The organism is Streptomyces radiopugnans (genome assembly GCF_900110735.1).
Classification (GTDB): domain Bacteria; phylum Actinomycetota; class Actinomycetes; order Streptomycetales; family Streptomycetaceae; genus Streptomyces; species Streptomyces radiopugnans.
Genome location: NZ_FOET01000019.1, coordinates 69,845 through 86,920, shown reverse-complemented (window position 1 = coordinate 86,920; position 17,076 = coordinate 69,845). Strand labels below are relative to the sequence as shown.

17 protein-coding genes are annotated in these 17,076 nt (G+C 71.5%); 4 read left to right on the top strand and 13 right to left on the bottom strand.

Annotated features, from left to right (window positions below):
• The first annotated feature begins 150 nt into the window (after positions 1 to 150).
• The 4 genes from BMY40_RS24830 to BMY40_RS28140 all read left to right on the top strand — a co-directional run bounded on the left by BMY40_RS24830 (position 151) and on the right by BMY40_RS28140 (position 3,117).
• Positions 151 to 1,191, top strand: coding sequence for a vWA domain-containing protein (locus tag BMY40_RS24830; protein WP_093663020.1), 1,041 nt, complete (start codon positions 151 to 153; stop codon positions 1,189 to 1,191).
• A gap of 601 nt (positions 1,192 to 1,792) precedes the next feature.
• The gene (locus BMY40_RS24825; RefSeq protein ID WP_093663019.1) at positions 1,793 to 2,251 is read left to right on the top strand and encodes a CBS domain-containing protein; all 459 of its coding nucleotides are present in this window, start codon (positions 1,793 to 1,795) and stop codon (positions 2,249 to 2,251) included.
• Positions 2,252 to 2,435: 184 nt separating this feature from the next.
• Positions 2,436 to 2,591, top strand: coding sequence for a DUF6131 family protein (locus BMY40_RS28145; RefSeq protein WP_093663018.1), 156 nt, complete (start codon positions 2,436 to 2,438; stop codon positions 2,589 to 2,591).
• A gap of 358 nt (positions 2,592 to 2,949) precedes the next feature.
• Positions 2,950 to 3,117, top strand: coding sequence for a hypothetical protein (locus tag BMY40_RS28140; RefSeq protein WP_177214121.1), 168 nt, complete (start codon positions 2,950 to 2,952; stop codon positions 3,115 to 3,117).
• On the opposite strand, the gene BMY40_RS24815 is transcribed toward BMY40_RS28140, so the two are convergent.
• The 13 genes from BMY40_RS24815 to BMY40_RS24755 all read right to left on the bottom strand — a co-directional run bounded on the left by BMY40_RS24815 (position 3,108) and on the right by BMY40_RS24755 (position 16,914).
• On the bottom strand, positions 3,108 to 3,449 hold the full coding sequence (locus BMY40_RS24815) for a hypothetical protein (protein WP_093663017.1): 342 nt from the start codon (positions 3,447 to 3,449) through the stop codon (positions 3,108 to 3,110). The genes BMY40_RS28140 and BMY40_RS24815 overlap by 10 nt on opposite strands.
• Positions 3,450 to 3,497: 48 nt before the next feature.
• Positions 3,498 to 3,746: a hypothetical protein gene (locus tag BMY40_RS24810; protein ID WP_093663016.1), complete on the bottom strand. Its 249-nt coding sequence runs from the start codon at positions 3,744 to 3,746 to the stop codon at positions 3,498 to 3,500.
• A 163-nt stretch (positions 3,747 to 3,909) separates the two neighbouring features.
• Positions 3,910 to 6,063, bottom strand: a complete 2,154-nt coding sequence (locus BMY40_RS24805; RefSeq protein ID WP_093663015.1) for an alpha-galactosidase — start codon at positions 6,061 to 6,063, stop codon at positions 3,910 to 3,912.
• Positions 6,064 to 6,131: 68 nt separating this feature from the next.
• Positions 6,132 to 8,165: a beta-galactosidase gene (locus BMY40_RS24800; protein ID WP_245770305.1), complete on the bottom strand. Its 2,034-nt coding sequence runs from the start codon at positions 8,163 to 8,165 to the stop codon at positions 6,132 to 6,134.
• Entirely contained in the window at positions 8,162 to 9,058 is an 897-nt protein-coding gene (locus tag BMY40_RS24795; protein ID WP_093663014.1) for a carbohydrate ABC transporter permease, read from the bottom strand. The genes BMY40_RS24800 and BMY40_RS24795 overlap by 4 nt, the downstream gene beginning before the upstream one ends.
• On the bottom strand, positions 9,055 to 9,969 hold the full coding sequence (locus BMY40_RS24790) for a carbohydrate ABC transporter permease (RefSeq protein ID WP_093663013.1): 915 nt from the start codon (positions 9,967 to 9,969) through the stop codon (positions 9,055 to 9,057). Before BMY40_RS24790 ends, BMY40_RS24795 begins: the two co-directional genes overlap by 4 nt.
• A 68-nt stretch (positions 9,970 to 10,037) precedes the next feature.
• The gene (locus BMY40_RS24785) at positions 10,038 to 11,396 is read right to left on the bottom strand and encodes an ABC transporter substrate-binding protein (protein WP_093663012.1); all 1,359 of its coding nucleotides are present in this window, start codon (positions 11,394 to 11,396) and stop codon (positions 10,038 to 10,040) included.
• Between the two features lie 312 nt (positions 11,397 to 11,708).
• Positions 11,709 to 12,701 (bottom strand): LacI family DNA-binding transcriptional regulator, encoded by a 993-nt coding sequence (locus BMY40_RS24780; RefSeq protein WP_245770304.1) that lies wholly within the window; start codon positions 12,699 to 12,701, stop codon positions 11,709 to 11,711.
• Between the two features lie 134 nt (positions 12,702 to 12,835).
• Positions 12,836 to 13,276 (bottom strand): hypothetical protein, encoded by a 441-nt coding sequence (locus tag BMY40_RS24775; RefSeq protein WP_093663011.1) that lies wholly within the window; start codon positions 13,274 to 13,276, stop codon positions 12,836 to 12,838.
• A gap of 252 nt (positions 13,277 to 13,528) precedes the next feature.
• Positions 13,529 to 14,026 (bottom strand): hypothetical protein, encoded by a 498-nt coding sequence (locus tag BMY40_RS24770; protein ID WP_245770303.1) that lies wholly within the window; start codon positions 14,024 to 14,026, stop codon positions 13,529 to 13,531.
• 375 nt (positions 14,027 to 14,401) lie between these two features.
• A complete protein-coding gene (locus tag BMY40_RS24765) occupies positions 14,402 to 14,593 on the bottom strand; it encodes a DUF397 domain-containing protein (protein ID WP_093663010.1) in 192 nt (63 codons plus the stop codon).
• Positions 14,590 to 15,567, bottom strand: a complete 978-nt coding sequence (locus BMY40_RS24760; RefSeq protein ID WP_093663009.1) for a helix-turn-helix domain-containing protein — start codon at positions 15,565 to 15,567, stop codon at positions 14,590 to 14,592. The genes BMY40_RS24765 and BMY40_RS24760 overlap by 4 nt, the downstream gene beginning before the upstream one ends.
• Positions 15,568 to 15,903: 336 nt before the next feature.
• Positions 15,904 to 16,914: an RNA-binding protein gene (locus BMY40_RS24755; RefSeq protein WP_093663008.1), complete on the bottom strand. Its 1,011-nt coding sequence runs from the start codon at positions 16,912 to 16,914 to the stop codon at positions 15,904 to 15,906.
• Positions 16,915 to 17,076: the final 162 nt, after the last annotated feature.

The window sequence follows — 17,076 nt, the reverse complement described above, 5'->3', positions numbered from 1 at the left end:
CCCGGGGCCTTCGCGTTCGGCCGCCCGGTCGGCCTGCGCCGCTCCCGGGCGAGCCACGGCCACCGGGACCAGCGGGACCCGCGTACCGCCGTCGATGTCAGTGGTGGATGGAACGGTAGGGGCATCGAGCCGGAAAGAGGGGGAGCTGCCGTGTCCGGAAGCCAGAACTACATCAACCACGTTGCCCTCGTGCTGGACGCCAGTTCGTCCATGTCGCACCTGAGCAGCAAGGTCGTCGAAGTCGCCGACCAGCAGATCGCGTATCTCGCCCGCCGGTCGCGGGAACTGGACCAGGAGACCCGCGTCACGGTGTACGTCTTCGCGGACCGGGTGGAGTGCGTCATCTACGACAAGGACGTGCTGCGGATGCCGTCGCTGAAGCAGCTGTACCGGGTCGGGGGGATGACGGCTCTGCTGGCGGCAGCGCTGAAGTCGCAGCGGGAGCTGGCGCAGACGGCTCAACTGTACGGCGACCACAGCTTCCTGACGTTCGTACTCACCGACGGGCAGGAGAACGCCAGTCACCGCTGCCCGGACGCCCCCGCCAGGAATCCGCGTGAACTGGTCCAGGCCGTGGCCGAGATGATCAGGACGCAGGAGGACAACTGGACTCTGGCCGTCCTCGTGCCGGACCAGATGGGCAGGCGCGAGGCCATGCAGTGCGGCTTCCCGAAGGACAACATCGCCATCTGGGACGCCACGAGCACACAGGGTCTGGAGGAGGCCGGGCAGGTCATCCGGCAGGCCACCGAGAAGTTCATGGTGGGCCGCACCCAGGGCATCCGGGGATCGCGGACGGTGTTCTCCACGGGTGCGGACGCGGTCAACGAGGACACCATCAAGGCGGCCGGCCTCACCCCGGTGGATCCGTCGAAGTACCAGCTGATACCGGTGGCCCGTGACGCGGCGATCCGGGACTGGGTCGTCGAGTGCGGGCACACCTACCGTACCGGTGGCGCGTTCTACCAGCTGAGCAAGTCGGAGAAGATCCAGGCGCAGAAGCAGATCGCGGTGCTGGAGAAGAAGACGGACCGGGTGTACACCGGGCCCGAGGCCCGGGCTCTGCTCGGCCTGCCGGGCGTGGAGGTGCGCGTCAAGCCGGACCACAACGAGGACTTCACGATCTTCGTGCAGAGCACCAGCGTGAACCGGAAGCTCGTGCCGAACACACGGCTGCTGCTCATGCTCTGACTCCTCGGAAACCCCGCCCTGTCCAGGAGACTCGGCCGGGCCGGCCCCGGCGGCAGAGCCGGCCGGGGGCCGGCCCGGCGCAGGGGTACCTGGTACTCGGACGACCGCCACCTCCGCCGGTCCACGGCCGGCACAGGCCGGTGGAGCCGCGCCGCGGGAGGCGGACGCGGAGCGGACGTGACACCACGGGCGAACACCGAGAGGGCGGTGGCAGGCGGGCCGGTGTCTTCGTACACCGCCTCCCGGCGGGGAGACGGCGTTCTCGTTCCTGTGCCGGGCAGCGGACCGCCACGGCCCGGATGCCGAAGCCGTCGGCCTGCCGGCGGTGGCGTGACCACCGGCTCCGGGGACCCCTCCGGCGCCTGCGGGTCCCCGCGGGCACGCCGCCTCACCCTGCCGGTTCGCGTGTGCGGGGGCCCACGACCGCGCGGCGACACCGCCGTCTCGCTGGCCGCTTCCGGCACAGAGCCGGGACAATGAGGAGAAAGAGCCGCAGAACACATGCCACGTGCGGAGGCCCGGCCTCTGGACGAGACCGGTAAGGGGTCCGGCCTTCCCTCTTCTGCGCCTGTGCCGACCGGGAAAGCGAGGTGGCGGAGCTGTGCGCGCCTACGATCTGGCGGATCCCTATCCGTGGGTGACGACCGATGACGATGCGATGACGGCGGCCCGGTTGTTCGCGAAGCGGCGCCTGCCGGCACTGCTGGTGGTGGATCCCGAGGAGCGGCCGTACGCGGTGGTGCCCGGGTCGCAGTTGCTGAGGGCCGCCGTGCCGGACTTCGCCCTGAACGAGCCGGTCCTGGCGGACCTTCTGCGGGACGACCATGTCGAGCTCCTGGCGGAGAAGCTCCATGGGCTCACGGTGGCCCAGTGGATTCCCCGGCACGGGACCGTTCCCGCCGTGGTGGGGCGGGACACCAGCGCCGTCCGGATCGCCGCACTGATGGCCAGGACGCATACGCCGCTGGTGGCGGTGGTGGAGAACGACGGCGAGCGGACGCGGACGGTGGGCGCGGTCACCGCGGCGCGGCTGATGGAGTACTTCCTCGCACAGGGGTGAACCGGGACGTGGGAGCCCGCCGGGACACGGCGCTCCGTCCACGACCGGAAGTGCTCCGCGACCGCAGGGCCGGGCGGGCACGCACTGGCGTATCAGCGGGGGTGCCGCCTCGGCAGGGCATCTCTACCTTTTGTGTGACTTTAGGCACATAATGAGATTAATACCGCTATACGTGGGAGATGCCATGATCATCCTCGGCGTCATTCTGCTCGTCATCGGCTTCCTCGCCGATATATCGATCCTGTGGACCATCGGGCTTGTCCTGGTGGTGATCGGCGCGATCCTGTGGATCCTGGGCACCGCCGGCCACGCCGTGGCAGGCCGCCGGCACTACTGGTGATCGGCCCCGCACAGGCGGCGAGCAGGCGGAAGGTCCTGTTGTGAGTCACGGCTGAGAGGCCGGTCCCGGCCGCCGACCGGTCCGCTCCGGTGCACGGCGCCAAGGAGGCGACGACCCGAGTGGACACCGACGGTGCCCTGTCACGGACACGTATCGCCAACCTGTGTGAGCTCTGCCCACAGCCCGCCGTCGCATCCCCGTTCCGCTCACCTGCCACACCCCGGCCCCGGCCGCCCCACCGGGCCGGGGGGCGGGACAGAGCGGCTGCGGTGACACGGGCGGACGCGCGCCGCCCACTCGTCGCTGGCTCAACACGCCCGGGGCGCGCTGGAGCGCCGCGATCGCGGCACGGACCGACGTGTCGGCCGGTGACGTCTGGGCGGTGGAGGAGATCGCCTCCGCCTCCGGGCGCGCCGGGCTCCCGGCCCGGGTCCACCTCAAGACGAACCGGGCCCGCGCACTGGGCACCATCACCAACGAGCCGGTCACCGGTGTCGGCGCCCGCGTCGCACGCGTCTACCCCTGAACGGTCTGGCGGCCGCCGGTCGGCCGCCGTGCGCCGGTCCGCTCCGGACGGATCAGTGAGGCCGCCAGCACGGCGGCCGCCAGGTAGCAGGCGCCCGCCAGCAGCAGACCGCGTTCGATGCCCGCGGCCAGTGCCTTGCGGCCCGGTCCGTTAGGGACCGCCGCGCCGTGCGCCGCGCCGGTCAGCAGCAGGGCCGCGTACAGCAGGGTGCAGCCGTCGACGATCCACTGGAGACCGGTGACCTCCGCGCCCAGGTCGCGCTGGACGGTGGGCAGCGCGAGGCCGATCACGGTGCTGTCCAGCAGCGCCAGGAACAGGGCCGAGCAGACCACGGCCGGGGTCAGGTTCTCCCGGCGGCCGGCCGGCCGGGTGCGGGGCCGTCACTTCTTCGTCATCACGAAACACGCGGTGTGCTCCGGGGAGTCGAGCCGCTCGATGGTGAACTCCCTCCCGAACAGCGTCTCCTCCTCACCGGGCTCCGGCATGCTGTGCATCTTGGAGACACCGGCGAAGCGGAAGCGCGGCACATCCTCCCTGCGTGCGTGGGAGCACCACAGCACGAAGACGGTGCCGGGGCGGGCGTAGCGGTGGACGGCCCGGGCCATGCCCTCGCGGGGCGCGCCGGTCATGTCGTCCAGGGCGCCGAAGTCGAGGATGACGTCGAAGGAGCCGCTGACCCCGGGGACGGGGTAGGAGCTGATGTCCCCGCGGACGAGGCGGCAGTTGCCGCTGACGCCCTTGCTCCGGGCGAGCGCGCGGGCACGTTCAGGGCGGAGCGGCCGTACGGGGCGGCTACCGCACCCGGCGCAGCCGCACCAGCGCGCTCGCGCAGTCGCCGCGCGGCAGGTCGGGCACCGGAAGGCCGTAGCCGGTCAGCGTCGCCCCGGACCACTGCGCCCCGGTGTCCTCGTCCCGGTACCGGGCCCGCGCGTCCAGGCCGCGCAGTCTCAGCGGGGGGTGGGCGGGCCCGAAGGAGGTGCTCGGGCGCCACACGAGGACCACCGACCGGTCGGCGTCGGCGCCGGTGTACTGGACGGCCGTCAAGGGCCCCTCCCCCGGCGCGAGCAGCCGGTGCTGGCGGCCGTGCTGCACCACCGGGCGGATGTCCTTGTACAGCTCGACCAGTCGGGCGGCCTCGGCGGACTCCTCGGCGGTCCAGCGCGCCAGGTCGCCTCCGATGCCCAGGACGCCGGCCATGGCCGAGTGGAACCGGAAGGCCAGTGGGACCCTGCGGCCCGTCAGCGGGTTGGGGCTGTCGGTCACCCAGGCGGACATCACCCCGGCCGGGTGGATCCGGCCGAAGCCGTGCTGGATGGTCAGCCGGTCCACCGCGTCGGTGTTGTCGGAGGTCCACACCTGGTCGCTCCGGGCGAGGACGCCCAGGTCGATCCGGCCTCCGCCGCCGGCGCACCCCTCGATGCGCAGGTGCGGGAACGCACTCCGCAACCGGTCGAGCACCCGGTGGAGGCCCCGGGCGTGCTCGGTGTACACCCTCCGCGCGTCCCGGCCGCCCCCGTGGACGCCCGCTTCCGTGAAGGACCGGTTGAAGTCCCACTTGAGGAAGTCGACGCCGTTGCCGTCGACCGTGTCGCGCAGCCACTCGTACGCCCAGTCCGCCACCTCGGGCCGGGAGAAGTCCAGGACGAGCTGGTGGCGCAGCTCGGTGGCCGAGCGGTCGGGCAGGTGCAGCACCCACTCGGGGCGCCGCCGGTAAAGGTCGCTGTCGGCGCTGACCATCTCCGGTTCCACCCACAGGCCGAACCCCATGCCCAGCCGGTGCACCTCGTCGGCCAGCGGGCGCAGCCCCCGCGGGAAGCGGCGCCGGTGCGGCGTCCAGTCGCCCAGGCCCGCCCGGTCGTCGTCCCGGCCGCCGAACCAGCCGTCGTCGACCACGAACAGCTCCACGCCCAGGGCGGCGGCACGCCGGGCCAGCGCAAGCTGGTTCTCCTCGCTGACCTGGAACGACGTCGCCTCCCAGGAGTTGTACAGCACCGGCCGCAACTCGTCCGGGTGCGGCAGGACGTGCCGGCGCACATAGGTGTGGAAGGCGTGGCCGGCGCCGCCGAAACCGCCCGTGCCGTACACCGCCACGCTGACCGGGGTGGTGTGGCGCCCGCCGGGCTCCAGGGCGATCTCGACCCCCTCGTGGCCTTCCGAGGCCACGACGCCCACACGTCCGGCGGCGGTGCGCTGGACCGTCAGGCGCCAGCTGCCGCTGGCGGCGAGCGCCACGGCCCAGACCTCCCCGTGCTCCTCGTCGGCACGGCCGGTGTCGAGCATGGCCCACGGACCGGCGTGGTGGCCGGTGTGGCCGCGCCTGCTGGTCAGGGTCGTCTCCCCGGCGGCCAGCGCGGTCCGCTCCAGCCGGTTCTCCGCGGACCAGCCGCCGTGGACGCAGGACAGCCGCCAGTCCGGCCGCTGGGGCAGCGGCCAGTGGGCGGAGGCGCACCGCAGGAGGAGCAGCGGCTCCGCGCCCGGTCCGGCGGTGTGGGTGATCTCCGTCCAGCGCTCGAGCATGTCCGCGCCGGGCGGTGTCCGGTAGTGCAGCTCCCACGCCAGCGGCCGTGAGCGGTCCCGCAGCGAGACGGCGACATGGCCCTCCGCGACGATCCGGCAGCCCTCGACGCGAGGTTCGACCGGGTCGCTGCCGTCGGCGAAGCGGACCTGCAGGGCCGGTACGCCGAACCGGGCTCCGCCCTCGACGGGGTACTCCTCCACCCCGTCGAGGCGCCCGGCGAAACTGTCGTCGTGGTCGGCCCACACCGGCAGCGCCGCCGCGTCGGCCAGGGGCACGGGCGCGCCCCAGTGGACGTGGCACACGGTGCCCGCCGCGGTGTCGACGCGCAGGACGTAGCAGGAGGCGGGGGTGCGCAGTACGACGGTGCCGCTGGCCTCGTCGATCTCCACTCCCCCGTGGGACGGCCGTGAAGCGCTCCGGGCGGGCATGGGCGGACTCCTCGTGGTGCTGGGCGGGGCGGGGAAGCGGCGGGGTGCGGCGGATCCGGCCGCGCGGGTCAGGGCCGGTGCGCGCGCTTCTCCTCGCGTACGACGACCACTCCTCCGGCCGGGATCTCCACGCGGGAGCCGCCGCCCGCGGCGTCCAGGAGCGCGGTCCCCTCGACGGCGGCCTCGACGCCGTGGTCGGTGTGGTTGACGAGGAAGAGGTAGGAGCCCTGCGGGCCGGTCCGGCGTACCGCCTCGACTCCCTCGGGGACGGCGGCGGCGGGACGCAGACCGGCCTCCTCGCCGAGGTCCCGGATCAGTCCGCGCAGCGTCGCGACGGAGGCGCGGGTGGCCATGTACCAGGCCGTTCCCTCACCGTGGGCGTGCCGGGTGGCGGCGGGCCCGCCGCGGGCCGGGCCGCCGTCGGGGGCGTCGGCGAAGCGGAGCACCGGGTCGCAGCCGCGCGGCTCGACGCGTTCGGCCCACTGCCGGGCCTGCGAGCCGTCGCTCAGGCGGACGGTCTCCTCCGGCCGCAGCGGCAGGTACTCGTCGACGCGGAGTCCGAGCACATCGCGCAGGGCACCGGGGTAGCCGCCCAGACGCACCCGGTCGCAGGAGTCCACCACACCGCTGAAGCAGCCGACCGCGAGGTGCCCGCCCCGGTGCACGTACCGGGTGAGGTCGTCGGCGTGCTCGTCGGCGAGGAGGTAGAGGTTGGGAGCGACGACCGCCTTGTACGGTGCCAGGTCGGTCCCGGGCGGGACCACGTCGCAGGTGATGTTCGAGGTCCACAGGGCCTCGTACCAGTCGCGCACCGCGTCGAGGTAGCGCATCCGGCCGGAGGGGCGGGCCTCCAGTTCCAGCGCCCACCAGTTGTGCCAGTCGAAGAGCAGCGCGACGTCCGCCCGGACCCGTGTCCCGGTCACCTCGCCGAGCGCCGCGAGCTCCGCTCCCAGTGCGCGCGCCTCGCCCCAGGTCCGGGTGTCCGTGCCGCCGTGCGGGAGCATCGCGCTGTGCCACTTCTCGGCGCCCGCCCGCGACTGCCGCCACTGGAAGAACATGATGCCGTCCGCGCCGCGCGCCAGGTGCGTCAGGCTGTTGCGGCGCATCTCCCCCGGTCTCTTGGCCACGTTGACGGGCTGCCAGTTGACGGCGGAGGTGGAGTGCTCCATGAGCAGCCAGGGGCGGCCGGCGGCCATGCCGCGGGCGAGGTCCGCGTTCAGGGCCAGGTCGATGTGGCCGTCCGGGTCGGCGGCGGGCAGGTAGTGGTCCAGGGAGACCAGGTCGCACTCGCCTGCGAAGGCGTGGGCGTCGACCTTCTTCTCCAGCGTCCCCAGGTGGTTGGTGGTCAGGGGTGTGCCGGGTGCGATGCGGCGCAGCAGGGCCGCCTCGGCGCGGTGGCGGGCCAGGAGGGCGTCGGAGGAGAAGCGGCGGTAGTCCAGGTCCTGCCCCGGGTTGCGGAAGGCCGTCGTGTCGCGGGGCGGGTCGATCTCCTCCCAGTCGCCGTAGCGCTGGCCCCAGAAGTCCGTCCCCCACGCCTCGTTGAGGGCGTCCAGTGTGGTGTGGCGGTCCCTGAGCCACCGGCGGAACGCGGCGGCGCTGGTGTCGCAGTAGCACAGGCCGTTGTGGTTGCCCCACTCGTTGTGGACGTGCCACAGCACGACCGCGGGGTGGTCGGCGTAGCGGGTGGCCAGTGCGGTGACGACGGCGTCGGCGGCCTCGGCGTAGGCGGGGTGGCTGGGGCAGAAGGCCTGCCGGCTGCCGTGGGCCAGCCGGGTGCCCGCGGCGGTGACCGGCCGGGCGTCGGGGTGCAGCCGGGTGAACCAGGGCGGCGGTGCGGCCGTGGGCGTGGCCAGGTCCACGGCTATGCCGTTGCCGTGGAGCAGGTCGAGCACCTCGTCCAGCAGGCTCCAGTCGTAGGTTTCCGGGCGCGGCTGGATCCGGGACCAGGAGAACACTCCGACGGTGACGAGGTTGACGCCCGCTTCGCGCATCAGGCGCACGTCCTCCCGCCACACCTGTCTCGGCCACTGCTCGGGGTTGTAGTCGCCGCCGTAGGCGATGCCGCCGAGCCGGCGGTTCAGGGCGGTCAGGGCGTGGGTCACGACTTCACCGCCCCGGCGGTGAGCCCGGCGCGCCAGTAGCGCTGGAGCATGAGGAAGGTCAGGACGATGGGCACGACGGAGACCAGGGCTCCCACGATGGTGAGGGTCTGCAGCTCGGGCAGGCGGCTGGTCTGCGACTGCCAGGTGAACAGGCCGAGGGTGACGGGGTAGAGGGTGTCGTCCTGGAGCATGACCAGGGGCAGCAGGAAGTTGTTCCAGATGACGACGAACTGGAACAGGAAGACGGTCACCAGCGCCGGGGACATCATGCGCAGTGCGATGCCGCAGAAGATGCGCAGCTCCCCCGCGCCGTCCATCCGGGCGGCCTCGACCACCTCGTCCGGGACGGACGCCGCGGCGAAGATGCGCGAGAGGTAGACGCCGAAGGGGCTGACGACGCTGGGCAGGAAGACCGACCAGAACGTGTTGGTCGCGTCCACCTCGGCGAAGAGCAGGAACAGGGGCAGCGCCAGGGCGGTCGCCGGCACCAGGACGCCGCCGAGGATGACGGAGAACAGCGCTTCGCGCCCGGTGAAGGTGTACTTGGCCAGGGCGTATCCGGCGGCCGCGGCCAGGAAGGTGGCGATGGCCGCGCCCACCCCGGCGTAGAGGAGGCTGTTGAGGAGCCACCGGCCGAAGACGCCGTCCTGCTGCTCGAAGAGCGCGGTGAGGTTGTCGCCCAAGTGCCATTCGGCGGGCAGCAGCCCGGGGGTGGAGACCAGGTCGCTCTGGCTCTTGGTGGCGGAGACGAGCAGCCAGTAGACCGGCAGCAGCATGTAGCAGGCGGCCAGCGTCATGAAGGCCACGGCGGCGGCCACGGAGAGCCGCCCGGCCGCGGGGCGCCGCCCCGGGGCGGCGGCGTGGGCGCCTTCGGTGCGGGTGAGGAAGCTCATCCCTGCCTCCTGGAGGTGAAGTGCAGAAAGGCGAACGACAGCAGGAACGTCACGGCGGCCAGCAGGACCGACAGGGCCGCCGCCTCGCTGTAGTTGTCGCCGGAGGCCAGGGAGTACGCCGCCAGGTTGGGCGTGTACGTGCTGGTCACGCTGGTGGAGATGGACCGGAAGACCTGCGGTTCGGTGAACAGCTGGAAGGTGCCGATGATGGAGAAGACGCCGGTGAGGACGAGTGCCGGGCGGATCAGCGGCAGCTTGATCCGCAGCGCGATGGTCCAGTTGCCGGCTCCGTCGACGCGCGCCGCCTCCCCTATGTCCGACGGGACGGCCTGCAGCGCGGCGTAGAGGATCAGCATGTTGTAGCCGGTGTACGTCCAGGTGACGACGTTGCCGATGGAGAACAGGATGGCGTCCGAGCCCAGCAGGTCGACCTGGACGCCGGCCGATCGGAACAGGTCCACCACCGGCGAGAGCCGGGGGTCGTACAGGAAGGCCCACATCAGTGCCGCGACCACGCCCGGGATGCCGTACGGGACGAAGTACACCAGGCGGAAGAAGCGCTTGAGCCTGGCCACGGCGGAGTCCAGCAGCAGGGCGAGCGCCAGGGCGAACAGGAGCATCACCGGGATCTGCACCAGGGCGAACAGGCCGACGCGTATGACGCTGTCGGCGAAGAACGGCTCACGCACGACGTCGGCGTACTGCTCGAATCCGGCGAACACCGGGCGGGTGCTCCCGAAGGTGCCCCCCACCCGCTCGGTCTTGTGCAGGCTCTGCCAGAAGGCGTAGCCGACCGGGACGAGGGTGAACAGGACGAACGGTATGAGGAAGGGGGCGAGGAACGCGTAGGGGGCGAGGGCCCGGCGGGGGCGCCTGCGGCGTGTGCTGGGCGGGGCGGCGGTGGATGTCACGGGGGGCCTTCGGCGGGGTGCGGTCCCCGCCGCGGGCGCGGCGGGGACGCGGGGCGAGGGGTGATCGGTCAGTCGGCCACGTCGAGGGACTGCTTGCGCAGCGAGTCCACGCTCTGGGACTGGGTCTGCTTCAGGACGTCGCCGAGGGTCCCCTCGCCGCCGACGGCGCCGGCCGTGCCGTCGCTGAGGAAGCGGTAGGTGTCGGTCATGGTCGGCCCCCAGGTGAAGTCCGTGTCCACGTCGGCGGAGGCCTGCGCGAAGACGTCGAAGATCTTCTGCTTGCCGTAGAAGTCCACCGGCTGCTTCAGGGCCGGCAGGTCCAGGCCCGCCTTGGCCGCCGGGTAGAGGCCGCCCTCGCGGTTGAGGATCTCCAGCGCCTCGGGATCGGTGTTGAGCCACAGCGCGAACTCGGCCGCCTCCGCCGGGTGTTCGGTACCGGAGAGCACCGCCGTGGTCGAACCGCCCCAGTTTCCGGCCCGCTGGTCGCCGGCGTCCCACTGCGGCATGGGGGCCACCGCCCACTTGCCCTCGGTCGACTTGGCGTTGTCCCGGATGGTGCTGTAGCCCCAGGCGGCGCTGACCCAGGTGACGACCTCGCCGGAGTTCCAGGCCTTGTAGAGGGCGGGTGAGAAGCCCTGGAGGTCCGTGGCGACGAGCTCGTCGTCGATCAGCTTCTGCCAGTAGTCGGCCACCTGGCGGCTCTCCGGCCGGTCGACGGTGACCTTCCAGGCGTCGCCGTCCCGTTCGAACATGGTGGCCTGGTTCTGCCACAGCAGGCCGGTGAACCAGTTCGGGTCGGTCTGCGAGAAGTGGGTGATGTACTTGCCGTCCTGCTTGACCTCGCGGGCGGCGGCGGCGTACTCCTCCCAGGTGGTGGGGGCCTCGATGCCGAGCTTGTCGAAGACGTCCTTGCGGTAGAACATCGCCATGGGGCCGGTGTCCTGCGGGACGGCCCAGATGCCGTCCTCGCCACCGGCGCCGAAGTCCACCTGGGACCGGGTCCAGTCGACGAACTTCTCCTGGGCCTCGCTCACGCCGGGGCACTGGGCTATGTCGCGCAGGCCACCCTTGAGGCGGAAGCTGGCCAGGGAGTCGTACTCGATCTGGCCGAGGTCGGGCGCCTTGTCGGCCTTCAGGGCGTTGGACATGTTCTGGTAGGTGCCCGCGTTGCCGGCGGGGGTCGTCTTCAGCTTCACCTGGACGTCGGGGTTCTGCCCGTTCCACAGGTCGACCGCTTCCTGCATACCCGGCACCCAGGACCAGTACTGCAGCGTGACCTTGCCCGAGGACGGCTTGCAGGACGCGTCGGCCGCGGCGTCGTCCCCGCTGTCTCCGCCGCCGCAGCCGGTGGCCGCCGTGAGGGCCACGACCGCCGCACCGATCATGCAGCGTCTGGCCATGGGTGAGGTGTGAGCGCGCATCGCCATGGGGTTGCTCCTTGGGCTGAGAGTCCGCTCCGACGAAGCGGTGGGCGCAACCTTCACAACAGGAATCCGAAGAAGTCAACAGGCCGGACGCATTCAGTCGGCTTCGAGTTCGCTTCGTGACCACCCGACACGACACGGAAGAGCCCCCTTAAACCCTTCCTGACCTGCTGTTTCCCTTCGTCGACCGACCCCGCCCCTGTCAGGCTCTCGTCATGCGGAATCGATTACGCTACGGTGTCCACCAGGTCATGGCGGCGCCGCCCGAGAGGGCCGGAGGCCCGGGACAGGAGCCCTGATGGGAGGGAAGGCCGGTCAGGCCGAGGCGCGCGCGACGAACTCCGCCTTCACCCGGACGGTCCGGTGCACGCTCCGTCCGTCGAGCCTCCCCTTGAGCAGCCGGGCGGCGGCCCGGCCGACGTCCTCGGCGGGATAGCGGATCGTCGTGAGCTGCGGATGCACCAGGGAGGCGAAGGAGGCGTCGTCGTGGCCCACCAGCGCCACGTCGCCCGGTATGTCGATGCCCAGTTCGCGAGCCTTGTCCATGGCGCCGACCGCGACGACGTCGTTGACGCAGAACACCGCGTCCGGCCGGTAGCGCCGGCGCATCAGCTCGGCGAACCCCTCGGCTCCCGCCTCACGCGTGTGCTCGCCCCTGATCACCAGTTCCCGCGGCAGGGAGGTGCCGAACTGCCGGGCGAGCCCTCTGAGCAGCTCCAGACGCGGATCGCCCCCGGTCGCGTCCCGCGGCCCCGCGATCATCGCGATGCGGCGCCGCTGCGCCGCGGTGACCCTCTCCAGTGCCTGCCGGGTCGCGGTCCGCGCGTCGGGGGTCACCAGGTCGACGGGGCCGAAGGGGACGTCCGCGCTCACGACGGTGGGGATCCCGGCATCGGTGAGCGTCCGGATGTCCCGGGGCAGCAGCCGGAACGGTGTGATCACGACACCGGCGAAGCCCTGCTGCACCGCCTCGGCCAGCAGCGCGCGCTCCTCCTCGCGGCGGGCGCGGGTGTCGCAGACGACCACATGGATGCCCAGGCCCCGCAGCTCCTCCTGGAGGATGGCCGCGAGCTGCGCGAAGAACGGGTTGGCGATGTCGGGCACGATCAGCGCCACGAGGCTGGACCGGCCCGTCCGCAGACTGCGGGCCGCCGTGTTCACGGTGAACCCCAGCTCGTCGATGGCGCTCTCCACCGCCGCCCGGGTCGCGGGGGCGACGGGCCTCTTGCCGGACAGGACGTAGGAGACCGTGGCGGAGGAGACTCCCGCCGCACGGGCGACGTCCGCCATGGTGACCCGCTCTCGCACTGCTCACGCTCCCTTCGCGCCGTCACCCTACTTCAAGGGCGACATTCGGACGGACCCGCTCTCACCTGGCAGTTTCCACCGCCGCTCGGCGATGGGCGGCGACGGACAGTCACCGCCAACCGTGCCCGGGCCCGTCAGGAGCCGGCGCGGGCGCCCTCGCCCGGATCGAGGCGGAACTCGTCGTCAGGGCAGTCGGTGCGCCGGAGGTGCCCTTGCGACGGATGACGCACCGTCCGGGGAAGCGGCACTTCGACCCACCGTTCGTCCACGAGCATCCACAGGCTGAAGATCGCGTCGTTCTCGTTGTGGAGCAGCAGTTGGACTCCGTGGGGGCACTTCCACGGAACCGTCTGGAGCAGTCGCCGGAGCCTTACGGTGTTGAGGTGGTCGAAGGTCCCGGCGACGACGTGGCATTCAGCCCCCGCCCGTCCGCCCCAGTGCCCGAGGGGGTGGTCCGCGCTGACGCGCCTGAAACCGCCGCCGTCAGCTCCCGGGAGATCGAGTTCGACGAGATGCTCCATCGCCTCGTCCTCCAGGTAGTTGAACAGCAACAGGACGTCTGTGAAGTCACTCACGGTCGGTTCCTTCCGTCTGCAGGGGCGGGCGGCACCGATGTGCACGCTTACCGTTCTCCCCGGTGGCACAAGGCGTCCATTGGATCGGCGCGTGATCACCGGTAACGGTGCCGGCTGCCAGGCCATGCTCTCCACGGCTCTTCATGCGTTCCCCGGTGTGGTCCTGCCGTTCCCGTCCGGACGATCATGCGGTCGGGGTGTTCCGAGCGGGCTGGGGTTTCGGATTGGCCCGGTGGCGGCACCGGGCAGAGGTCAGGTGAGGAGCCGCACGGCAGGGGCTTCCTCACTGGTGGCGAGCGGGTGATCGCAGTGGCCGCAGGCGTCGCGTACCGGCCGGACCATGTTGGTCTGGATGTCGAACGCCCCGGACTGCCGGGCCTGCGGACAGTAGTACCCCAGGTGCAGGCGGACCCATGGCGTGAGCGGGAGTGTGGCGGCCGCCTGGTCGCGCTTGGCGTCGTGGAACGGCGCCCACCAGTAGTCGACGAAGACCCTCAGTGCCGTCCGCTCCCGCTCGTCGGTGATGTCGAAGGCGGCGATCCGGGCCGCGGCGGGATGCTCGGGACGCTCCCTGTCGGCTGAGCAGAGAGCGTGCTCCTGCCCGTACCGGAAGGAGGTCGTGCGCCCGGTGCGTCCGCAGACGAAGCAGTCCAGGCTCAGTTCCAGTCTCTGCTGCCAGCGCAGGTTGTGGAAGGCCTCGTCTCGCCGGGGGCAGACCAGTTCGGCGGTGACCTCGACACTTCGCAACACCGCGCGATCATCCCAGAGCGACCGCGACGAGGTTCGGGCAAGGTGCAGCAGCTCGCTCTGGCCGGAGATCCGGACCGTCGATTCCACCGTCCACTTCTTCACGAACTCGACAAAGTGCTTGCTGCGGCTGCGGGGCATGACATCGCAACGGACCCGGCGAGTGGGCCACGGTGGAGGTGACGGGTCTCGAAGACCTGCCTGCACCAACCTCCCTCGATACTCACGTCGGCTCGCTCGTCAGCCAGTTCGGCATGAGTGCATGGACGCTCGATCAGGCGCTTCCGTCGCGACGCCCCACGTCCTCCTCGCGGACTGTACGAGGCGTGCCGTCCGCCGCCGGGGATCCTCGGCGGCGGACAGCGCACCCGAAGTCGCTCAGCGCTCCGACGCGAAGCGCACGAACCGGCTCCAGCCCTCGCGGCCGATCTTGAAGGCGGGGCGGGCCAGGTCCTTGGAGTCTCGTACGTGGACGGCCTGTCCGTCGATCGCGACCTCCACGCAGTCGTCGCCCTGGCTGCCGCTGTAGCTGGACTTGAACCAGGCGAGTTCCGTCGTACCGCTGCTCATAGCTCTCCTCGCAGTCGCTCCAGCAGGGCCCGGGATTCGTTGGGGCTCAGGGCCTGCGAGCGCAGTGTTTCATAGCGCTGGCAGAGCAACCTCACCTCTTTCCGGTCCGAGATGAGCCGCCCGTTCTGCTGTCCTTCGGAGTAACCGAGCCACCGCCCCTCCGGGGTCTCCAGGATTCGCGTCGGCCCGTCCAGGCAGGCGTGCAGCCCCGCCTCCAGCGGCACGACCTGGAACGTCACGTTGCGCGGAGTGGTGAGTTCGAGGACGTGGTCCAGCAGTTCGCGCATCATCTCCGCGTCCCCGAACCGCCGCCGGAACACGTGCTCCTCGACGATGAAGCTGAACGGTACGGTCGGCCGCTCCCGCATCATCCGCTGCCGGTCCATTCGTGCGGCGAGTTGGGCCTCCAGCTCCTCGTCGGTGCGCAGCGGGATCGTGCCCTCGAACACGGCGCGCGCGTACGCCTCCGACTGCAACAGGCCCGGCACCAGTCGGCACTCGTAGGTGGACAGGCTCGCCGCCTTCCGCTCCAGCCGTGCCCACTGCCGGAACCACGCGGCGAGGCCCACCTCGCCGCGCGTGAGGTGGCGGGCGGCCTTGCGCAGTGCGCCGGTGTTGCCGAGGGCCTGCTCCGCGCGTTCCACGAACGCCTGGTCCGGCATCCGGCGTCCCAGCTCCACCGACGCCACCGTGTGCTTGGAGTACCGCACCCAGGTGCCGAGTTCGGCACGGCTGAGGCCCGCGTGCTCGCGCAGCGCCTGGACGACCGCGCCGAAGGTGCGCATGCTGTCCGAGGGATGCGGTTCCCGGTCCCACTCCCGCTCCGGGCCCGACCGCTCCTCGTCGCCTGCGGCCTCCCGCGCGGTCTCGTCCTCGGCTTCGGTCCCGGCTCCGGCCTCGCCGTCGGCCTCATCCCCGGCCCCGACTTCGAACCCGGCCTCGATGCCGACCCCGGCCCTGTCGACGTTGTCCATCCGCCGCCCTCTCCGCTTGCTCCGCGTTGCGTACCCGGACCGCGACGGCTACCGAAAGCGCCTGAGGCTACCACCCAGCGTGACGGAACGCTTTCCGTACCGTCCACCGAAAGTGCTCGTACACTCACTCCACGTACGCAATCCCGCACTCGCTCACGCCCCCGCGCGCCCCTACCCCGGCCCGCAGAACCGAGCAACACCACAGGCCGGACCGCCCCTCGCCGATGACGAGGCGCACCCCCGGTGTGGGATCTCGGATTCCGTGGCCGAATCTCATGCCCCATGGCCACTCGATGGCCGGTCGGCCACCAGTCCAGGACAGGTCGGACGAAGCGTTCACCCCTGGGGCCGGCGAAGTGCCCAGTCGCGGTCGCTCGGCGTCGGCTCGGTTCGCCAACGGGCCCGTAGGATTCCGTCGTCGTCGGGCATGACGGCAGTGCACAGAGGCACGCGTTCACCCGCGTACACGGACAGGAGCGCGGCGGCACGGGCACGGGATATCCGGGCGGTCAGTTCGGGGCACTCGTCCTCTTCGACGATGGCGCTGCGGATGGTGCCGTCGCCGTCCTGCCACACGCCTTCGACGAGGCCGTCGGCGGGCAGAGCTCTCAGGACGGCGTCGATGTCGGTGGACAGGGGCGGCCAGACGGCGAGACGGGCCCGGGGAGCCAGTCCGGCGCGAACGGGGTCGATGGTGTCGCCGGTGAGGTGATGCCACCGTGAGGCACCCTCGAGATACGTCTCCTCCAGGATTCCCGCACGGCCGGTGACCACTGCCCTGCGCAACTCGGCCCAGAAGGCGTCGTCACCGGGCCGCTGGGCGGTCTGCTCTTCTTCCTCGGCCTCGAAGGCGTACGGGGAGGTGTTCAGGCGTTCCGGGAACAGTCCGAGCTGCCGGGTGCGGGCCAATGCTTCCTCGCAGGGCCGGCTGCTGCTGATGTAGAGGTACTGGTCCCATCCCACATGGACCGCGAACACGCCTTCCACTTCCAGCCGGCACCAGGCGCCGTTGTCGCGCAACATGGCGCGTACCAGCCGCAGACCGGTTTCGAGCGGTACTTCCGCCCCATCGTGGAAACCGGCGGGGCCGTCGGGGAAGAGTCCGTCCAGGCCGAAGCCGTCCACCGGAGGCTCCGCACCGAAGTGCGCGAAGGACGGGATCTGCGGCTCGCGTACGGCCAGGTGACCGACGCCGGTGTCCCCGGCGAAGGCCGCGACCGCCCGGAGATAAGACGCCTCTACCTCGCCGTGATCGCCGGCGGTGTCCTCACTGCCGGTGTAATGCCCGTGTTCGTCACGGTCGGCGGGGTCGTACTTGGTGACGCGGTAGACGTAGGGGAGCTGCACCGCCCCATCATCCGGCACGCTCGTGCCGCCCCGCGGGGAGAGCCGTGGAGGGTAAGACAGAGGCACGGGGCGACGTCCTGAGACGGATCGGGAACCTGCCGGCCGGCGCGGCGCTCTGCGACACGAGCCGCGCGATCCTGCACCCAGTGGAACCGCCGCAGC

Coding starts and splice junctions, on each gene's coding strand:
- BMY40_RS24760 (WP_093663009.1), bottom strand. CDS start 15,567: ATGGACAACGTCGACAGGGCCGGGGTCGGCATCGAGGCCGGGTTCGAA.
- BMY40_RS24810 (WP_093663016.1), bottom strand. CDS start 3,746: ATGACCGGCGCGCCCCGCGAGGGCATGGCCCGGGCCGTCCACCGCTAC.
- BMY40_RS24785 (WP_093663012.1), bottom strand. CDS start 11,396: ATGGCGATGCGCGCTCACACCTCACCCATGGCCAGACGCTGCATGATC.
- BMY40_RS28145 (WP_093663018.1), top strand. CDS start 2,436: ATGATCATCCTCGGCGTCATTCTGCTCGTCATCGGCTTCCTCGCCGAT.
- BMY40_RS24805 (WP_093663015.1), bottom strand. CDS start 6,063: ATGCCCGCCCGGAGCGCTTCACGGCCGTCCCACGGGGGAGTGGAGATC.
- BMY40_RS24795 (WP_093663014.1), bottom strand. CDS start 9,058: ATGAGCTTCCTCACCCGCACCGAAGGCGCCCACGCCGCCGCCCCGGGG.
- BMY40_RS24765 (WP_093663010.1), bottom strand. CDS start 14,593: ATGAGCAGCGGTACGACGGAACTCGCCTGGTTCAAGTCCAGCTACAGC.